This window comes from Streptomyces sp. NPDC007095 (assembly GCF_040634475.1).
In the GTDB taxonomy this organism is placed as follows: Bacteria; Actinomycetota; Actinomycetes; order Streptomycetales; family Streptomycetaceae; genus Streptomyces.
In genome coordinates, this window is record NZ_JBEYFS010000544.1 from 1 (window position 1) to 1,091 (window position 1,091).

The window sequence follows — 1,091 nt, forward strand, 5'->3', positions numbered from 1 at the left end:
TACTGCACCGGCAACGCCCCCCACACCGGAACAGCCCCGCCCACCCGCGCCGCATACGCCACCGACAGATCCCGCGCCAGCGGACCCAACGACCACCCATCACCCGCAATGTGATGCACCACCACGACCAACACATGCTCGTCCGCCGCACGACAAAACAGCCAGGCACGAAGCGGTACCTCACGGCTCAAGTCGAAGGCGTAAGAGGCCGCCTGGAAGACCGCGCCCTCCGTGTACTCGGCCGTGGTGAGCAGCGAGGGGACCGCGTCACTCGGGAGCACACGCTGGCAAGGCCGTCCGGCGACGGTGCCGTAGACCGTGCGCAGGACTTCGTGGCGCGTCACCACGTCATGCAGCGCGGCTTGCAGCGCCCCTGAATCGATGGGCCCGGAAAGCCGCACGGCCATGGGTGAGTTGTAGGTGGCGTTGGGCCCCTCCAACTCGTTCAGGAACCACAGCCGCTGCTGCGCGAACGACACCGGCAGCGCCTCCGGCCGCACACCCGCGACCAGCGCCGGACGCCGGTGCTCCGCCTCCTCCAACCGACTGGTCAGCGCAGCCACACTCGGCGCCTCGAACAAGGTGCGGATCGGCACCTCGACACCCAGCACCGTGCGGATTCGACTGATGAGCCGAGTCGCGAGGAGAGAGTGCCCACCCAGCTCGAAGAAGCTGTCGCCGACACTTACCTGATGAACACCCAGCACCTCCCCGTACAACTCGCAGAGGATCTGCTCCCGGGGCGTGCGGGGAGCCAGGCCGACGGCCGAGGCGATGTCGGGCGCAGGCAGGGCGCGGCGGTCGAGCTTGCCGTTGACGGTCACCGGCAGCACATCGAGGACGACCAGCGCGGCCGGGATCATGTAATCGGGCAGGGCCGCCGCCAGATGGAGGCGAACATCCACCAGGTCAAGGCCTTCCCCGGCCGGAACCACGTAGCCCACGAGGCGTCGGTCACCGAGGATGTCCTCACGGACGACCACAGCCGCCCCGGCGACGGACGGGTGCACGGCGAGCCGGGCCTCGATCTCACCCAGCTCAATACGGAAACCACGCAACTTCACCTGGTCATCCGTACGACCCACATACTC

The 1,091-nt window shown here is 68.1% G+C and carries 2 protein-coding genes; one reads left to right on the top strand and one right to left on the bottom strand.

The window, feature by feature from the left end; genetic code table 11:
- On the bottom strand, positions 1-983 hold a 983-nt coding region (locus tag ABZ656_RS58105; protein ID WP_360280896.1), incomplete at its 3' end, for a condensation domain-containing protein.
- Here ABZ656_RS58105 and ABZ656_RS58110 point away from each other — a divergent pair.
- Positions 888-1,091, top strand: a 204-nt coding sequence (locus ABZ656_RS58110) for a hypothetical protein (protein WP_360280899.1), incomplete at its 3' end; no start/stop codon positions are given. The two genes, ABZ656_RS58105 and ABZ656_RS58110, sit on opposite strands and share 96 nt — an antisense overlap.